The sequence below is a fragment of the Pseudomonas sp. LBUM1673 genome, assembly GCF_059695645.1.
In genome coordinates this window covers 2,179,704-2,185,441 of the sequence record NZ_CP166780.1, presented here as the reverse complement: position 1 = coordinate 2,185,441, position 5,738 = coordinate 2,179,704, and the positions used below count along the sequence as shown (strand labels likewise).

Below are 5,738 nucleotides of genomic sequence, written 5' to 3'. Positions count from 1 at the left end.
TTCTTAGCATCCGGATCAGTAGGCAGGAAGCACAAAGGCACGTCGTCCCTATAAAACGAATGCAGACCGGAAAAATTAGCGTTTGAGAACAAGTATCAGGAAGGGAGGTCGAGCGAGGAAACACAGATGGTCGTAGCCCTTGTGTGGCGAGGGGGCTTGCCCCCGTTCGGCTGCGAAGCAGTCGTAAACCCTATGTATGCGGTTTGACTTTGAAATGCCGGGGGCGCTTCGCACCCCAACGGGGGCAAGCCCCCTCGCCACACAGGCTCGCTCCCACAAGGTGAAACAGGGTGGAATTCAGGCCATGGCAACCATGGCACCCCGCCGATGATGAACGTCCAGCTGATCCTTGATCACCCGTAGCACCTTGGCTTCGTGCTCATGAATGAAGAAGTGTCCGCCGGCCAGCATGTCCACCGAAAAGCTGCCATGGGTTTCCTTGCTCCAGCCGATCAACTGTTCAGTGGTGGCCTTGTCGGACTTGCCTCCCAGCACATGCACCGGGCACTTGAGCAATGGCCGCTGCACCGGCTGAAAACGTCCGCACAGCAGAAAGTCCGCGCGCAGAATCGGCAGTGTCAGGCTCATCAGTTCTTCATTGGCCAGCACCTCTTCGCTGGTGCCATTGAGCGTTCGTAGCTGCTCGATCAACTGCGCATCGGTTTTCGGCTCGGCAAAGCCGCGGTCGTAGTCGGCCCGCATCGTGGGTGCCGCCGTTCCCGAGGCAAACAGGGCCACCGGTTCCGGGCACCCCAGCTCACGAAAGGCGTGGGCCATCTCGCAGGCCAGCAAGGCGCCCAGACTATGACCAAACAAAGCGTAGGGCGCCTTGAGCGTCGAACGCAGCTCCCTGGCCAATTGCATCGCCAGTGCGCGCATGTCGGTGTGCAGCGGTTCGCCGAACCGTGCGCCCCGCCCCGGCAGCTCTACTGGCTGCAACTGCAGCCACTGCGGCAACTTGCGCCGCCAGCGGCTGTAGACCATGGCACTGGCGCCAGAATACGGCAGGCACAGCAGGGTCAGCTTGGTCACCACGTTCACCTCAAAAAGTCATCTGTAAGAAGGACGGTCCAGACGCGGCGCAAATTAGTCAGCACCGGTTAAATTTCCGCTGCAGGTTATCGTCCCTTGTTCAGATAAAACCAGCTCAGACCAAAACCAACAAGGGGCATCGCCGTGGACCTGCAGACCATCCTGGGCAAACTGTTCGCCAATGCCGGTGCCGTCGGCATCGAAGGGGTTTTTCAATTCGTGTTCGGCCCGCATCAGGCGTACTGGTCCGAGGTCAAGGCCAGCAGCCGCACCGAAGCCGGCCGACATGCCAGCCCCGATGTGACCATCGAAGTCGCGGAAAAGGACTTTCTCGGGATCATGGGCGGCATGGCCAACGTCGAGGAGCTGTTCGCCAGCGGCCGCTTGAAAATCGGCGGCAACATGGGCCTGGCGACGATGCTGCCGCAGATCATCGATCACGCTCGCCATGGGGGCCGCGTGGTGGAAAAAGTCGACATGAACAAGCGCTACCCGACCCCGCCGCGTTTCAGTGAAAAGGTTTCCGCGAGCCTGCCGACCCAATATTCGATGGAGCGCCGGCCACGCAGCGAGCTGTCGGTATTGGTCGAGACGCGCTACCTGCCCCACGGTATTCCCCTGGTGATCAGCGATGCCCTGCAAGACTGGCCCCTGTTCAAGATCAGCCGCGAAGAATCGCTGGTGCATTTCGCTGAACTGCAAGGCATCACCCGCCACGGCGATTACGTGAAGAAAACCTTCTCCACGGAACGGGATTTCCGCTCCACCTCCATGGCCGCGTTCATCGCCTCGCTGGACACTCCAGCGGTCAAAAGCGCCGATGGCGAACCACCGGCGTATATGGGCAACAACATCCTGCCCGCGTAATTGATGGAGCAGATCAAGTACCCGCCCTACTTCGATCAAGCGCTGTTCATCCCGCCACGCATCTGGATCGGCCCCAAAGGCACGCTGACACCGCTGCATCGCGATGACACCGATAATCTGTTCGCTCAAGTCTGGGGCCAGAAAACCTTCACCCTCGCCGCGCCTCATCACCGCGAAGCCCTTGGAACCTGGTCCACGGCGCCTCAGGGCGGGCTCGACGGTTGTGATTTCAATCCGGATGCGCCGGATTATCAACGCTTTCCCGGCGCGCAGGCCGTGACGTTTCTGCGAGTGACCCTGGAGGCCGGCGACCTGCTGTTTCTGCCCGAAGGCTGGTTCCATCAGGTGGAATCGGTGTCGACATCGTTGTCGGTGAATTTCTGGGTGAACTCAGGAAGAGGCTGGTAATCCAGGAGCAGGCTTGCTTGCACCTGGATTTGCATTGCCCCGGTTATTTAGCCCGACACATAACCCCACTGTGGGAGCGAGCCTGCTCGCGATGAGGCCATCACCTTCAACATCAATACCGCCTGTCTGACCGCTATCGCGAGCAGGCTCGCTCCCACATTTTGAATTGCATTGCGCCGGGCTATTTCAAAAGGCGGAAACCCTGCACTGCCGAGCCCAACACCACGACACCGGCGGCAATCGCCACCCAGAACCCGCTGCGCGCACCGAACGCATCCACCAGCCAGCCCGAACTGGCCGCGCCGATCGCCACGCCGATGCTCACACCGGTGACCAGCCAGGTCAGGCCTTCGGTGAGCTTGGCCGGCGGCACGATGCGCTCCACCAGCGCCATGGCCACAATCAGAGTCGGAGCAAAGAACAACCCGGCGACGAACACCGCCAACGACATCCCGAAAATGTTGGTCGCCAGCAGCAACGGCAACGTGGTCACCGCGGTCGCCATCCCGCCGTAGAGGAACAAGAGAGGCAGGGGCAGTTTCGAGCGCAACGCCCCGAACACCAAACCGGCCAGGCATGAGCCGATGGCATACACCGACAACACAATGCTCGCCGCCGCCGGTTGGCCCTGCTGCTCGGCGAAGGCGACGCTGACCACCTCCACCACACCAACGATGGCGCCCATGGCGACCATCAACAGCATCAACAACTGAATTTCGCTCGAGCGGATGATCGAGCCCTGATGGTGTGCTTCATGAGGATGTACCGGCGGTTCGGTGCCGCGCTGCAACACAAACGCCGTAACCCCGATCGCCAGCATCAGCAACGCCGCCAACGGCCCCGCCTCGGGGAACGCCACCACGCATAACCCCACCGACAGCGGCGGCCCGACGATAAAGCTGACCTCGTCCAGCACCGATTCCAGTGCATAAGCGGTTTGCAACTCGGGGCGGCCGCGATACAACTCGGTCCAGCGCGCCCGCACCATCGCCGACATGCTCGGCATGCAACCGGCCAGCGCGGCAAACGCAAACAACGTCCAGTGCGGCGCCTGCAAGCGGGTACAGAGCAACAGCATCAACAGCGCCCCGCCACCGACCAGTGCCGACACCGGCAAGACCCGGCGTTGACCAAAACGGTCCACCCACCGCGAAACCTGCGGCGCACAAAACGCCGTGGCCAGGGCAAAGGTTGCCGCGATGGAGCCGGCCAATCCGTAACCGCCCTTGAGCTGCGAGAGCATGGTGATCAGGCCGATGCCGGTCATGGAAATCGGCATGCGCGCGACCATGCCGGCCAGCACAAAGGCACGTGCGCCTGGGGCGTGGAACAGCTCGCGGTAGGGATTTGCCATGGGATCGGGCCTCAACAAGGGCTTGCAACTTGCCACAAACGTCTGCCCCGGGGAAAGCGTCGAATGGTTGGTTGAGTGTGAACGGCGGTTTGCCGGCAAATGAACTCTCTGCGGTTCAAACCGGTCAGCTGGTTAGACCCTCGGTTCCCGGAGCTCTGCAAGCAATGGCTGATCATTCCGAACGACAAAGCGCCATCGACGCCCACGGCATCATTGGCGACATGCGCAGCGCCGCGCTGGTCAACGATAAGGGCAGCGTGGACTTTTTCTGCTGGCCGGAATTCGACAGTCCGTCGATTTTCTGTTCACTGCTGGACAGCCCCGAAGCCGGCATTTTCCAACTGGCCCCGAACCTGCCCGACGCCCGTCGCGAGCAGATTTACCTGCCCGACACCAACGTCCTGCAAACCCGCTGGCTCAACGATCACACAGTGGTCGAAGTCACCGACCTGCTGCCCATCGGCGACAGCGAAGATGATTTGCCGATGTTGATGCGCCGGGTGCGGGTGGTCAGCGGTCAAGCGACGATACATATGCTCTGCAACCTGCGTCATGACTATGCCCGGGCTCGCACCAAGGCCCGGATACGCGAGCGGAGTGTGTGCTTCGAGGCGCCCGGTCAGCCGCCCATGCAGCTGTGTTCGGATCAGTCCTTGCGTGTCGAGGGCAATGCAGCGGTTGCCGAGTTCACCCTCGAACAGGGCCAGAGCGCCGAATTTTTGCTCGGCGGCGTTGACGATCCGCGCTTTAAGGAAGGGGCCGCCGCACTGTGCCTGGAGCGTACCCTGAAGTTCTGGCGCGACTGGATCGGCCAGTCCAATTATCACGGTCGCTGGCGGGAAATGGTCAGCCGCTCGGCCCTGACCCTGAAGCTGCTGACCTCGCGCAAACACGGCGCCATCCTCGCTGCCGCCACCTTCGGCCTGCCGGAAACGCCCGGCGGCGAACGCAACTGGGACTACCGCTACACCTGGATCCGCGACGCCTCGTTCACCGTCTACGCCTTCATGCGTCTGGGCTTCGCCGAGGAAGCCAACGCCTACATGCGCTGGCTGCGCGGCAGGGTCAGCGATTGTCGCGGCAAACCGATGAAGCTCAACATCCTCTATGCCATCGATGGCCGTCAGGAACTGCCGGAAGTCGAACTTGCACACTTGTCCGGCCACGGCGGCGCGACACCGGTACGCATAGGCAATCAGGCTTGGGATCAAATCCAGCTCGACATCTTCGGCGAGCTGATGGACGCGGTGTACCTGGTCAACAAGTACGGTGATGCCATCTCCCACGAAGGCTGGAAACACACCGTGGAAGTGGTCGATCAGGTCTGCGAAACCTGGCAGCAAAAGGACGTTGGCATTTGGGAAATGCGCGGCGAGCAGTATCATTTCCTGCACTCGCGACTGATGTGCTGGGTGGCCCTGGACCGGGCCATCCGACTGGCCTCCAAACGCTCGCTGCCCGCCCCGTTCGCACGCTGGGACCAGACCCGTCAAGCGATCTACGCTGACATCTGGAGCAACTTCTGGAATGAAGAACGCGGACATTTCGTCCAGCACATCGGCGGCACTGACCTCGACGGCTCGATGCTGCTGATGCCACTGGTGCGCTTCGTCAGCGCCAAGGATCCGCGCTGGATCGCGACCCTCCAAGCCATCGAGAAAACCCTGGTGCGCGCGGGCATGGTCTACCGCTACCGCAACGACGACAGCCAGATCGACGGCCTGCCCGGCACCGAAGGCGCCTTCGCCGCGTGCTCGTTCTGGTACGTCGAATGCCTGGCCCGGGCCGGCCAGGTGGAAAAGGCGCATCTGGAGTTCGAACAACTTCTGAAGTATGCCAACCCGCTGGGGCTGTACGCCGAAGAGTTCGACAGCCATGCCCGGCATCTGGGCAACACACCGCAAGCGCTGACGCATCTGGCGCTGATCAGTGCGGCGAGTTTTCTGGATCGGAAGTTGAGTGGGGAGAAGAATTTCTGGCAGCCTTGAGACCGCGTCGCCTTCTTCGCGGGCAAGCCTCGCTCCTACAGATTCAGCGTGAATTTGTAGGAGCGAGGCTTGCCCGCGAAAGAGCCATC

General features: G+C 61.6%; 3 protein-coding genes and 1 pseudogene. 2 read left to right on the top strand and 2 right to left on the bottom strand.

Features of this window, described 5'->3' with window-relative positions; all coding sequences use genetic code 11:
• Positions 1-297: 297 nt before the first annotated feature.
• Positions 298-1,035, bottom strand: coding sequence for a thioesterase II family protein (locus ACA044_RS09985; protein WP_497447196.1), 738 nt, complete (start codon positions 1,033-1,035; stop codon positions 298-300).
• A gap of 141 nt (positions 1,036-1,176) precedes the next feature.
• Here ACA044_RS09985 and ACA044_RS09980 point away from each other — a divergent pair.
• Positions 1,177-2,307: pseudogene (locus tag ACA044_RS09980) on the top strand (cupin-like domain-containing protein).
• Between the two features lie 181 nt (positions 2,308-2,488).
• Here ACA044_RS09980 and ACA044_RS09975 read toward each other — a convergent pair.
• Positions 2,489-3,661: an MFS transporter gene (locus tag ACA044_RS09975; protein WP_497446203.1), complete on the bottom strand. Its 1,173-nt coding sequence runs from the start codon at positions 3,659-3,661 to the stop codon at positions 2,489-2,491.
• A 164-nt stretch (positions 3,662-3,825) separates the two neighbouring features.
• On the opposite strand from ACA044_RS09975, the gene ACA044_RS09970 reads away from it, so the two are divergent.
• Positions 3,826-5,649, top strand: coding sequence for a glycoside hydrolase family 15 protein (locus ACA044_RS09970; protein WP_497446202.1), 1,824 nt, complete (start codon positions 3,826-3,828; stop codon positions 5,647-5,649).
• The last annotated feature ends 89 nt before the right edge of the window (positions 5,650-5,738 follow it).